The organism is Bartonella sp. AD13SXNS, from assembly GCF_042196465.1.
Lineage (GTDB): Bacteria > Pseudomonadota > Alphaproteobacteria > Rhizobiales > Rhizobiaceae > Bartonella.
This window is the reverse complement of sequence record NZ_JBHIQI010000114.1, coordinates 1-581: the sequence shown is the minus strand read 5'-3', so window position 1 is coordinate 581 and position 581 is coordinate 1. Positions and strand designations below refer to the sequence as shown.

The 581-nt window shown below is 47.2% G+C and carries 1 protein-coding gene; it reads right to left on the bottom strand.

From position 1 onward, the window contains the following. The coding region (locus ACFIMQ_RS09695) for a hypothetical protein (RefSeq protein ID WP_375703960.1) at positions 1–581 on the bottom strand (581 nt) is incomplete at both ends.

The window sequence follows — 581 nt, the reverse complement described above, 5'->3', positions numbered from 1 at the left end:
ATAAAATCCCCATCTAAGGAGAAAATGGCAGATTTCTTGGCATAAATCAGCCCACTATTACTCAGATCAGCGCTCACATTGAGCGCAACCCCATCACCACTTGAACCAATACTGCCGGCATTGTCCAAAACATCTGCGGTTAAGACAAAAGCACCACCACTTTTGAGAACACCGTCTTCACCATTTAAAACCAGAGCAACTTGCCCCAATGACGGATCATGACTTTTTGCCACAAGCGTAAAACTGTCACTGGCTAAAAGCTGACCGGAATTGGCTAAAGACCCAAGCTTCGCATCAACAACACCGCCCACCATAATACCGGAATTGCTTAAAACATCATGGCTGTTGAGAGTCAGTACCCCGCCTTGCGCTTCCACAAGCCCAGTTTGGGTGAGTGTGCCTGCCTTCAGCGTTACATCATAGGCGCCAACCTCACTTGTCTCGCCCATTGTCAAGATGCCATCACTGGAAAGCTCTATCCGCTTTTTAGAGACAATGCGCCCCGTTTGGCTGAGATTTGTTTGCGCATGCAAAGCAATGGTATCATTGCTTTCTATTGTGCCACTATTGCTTAAATCACC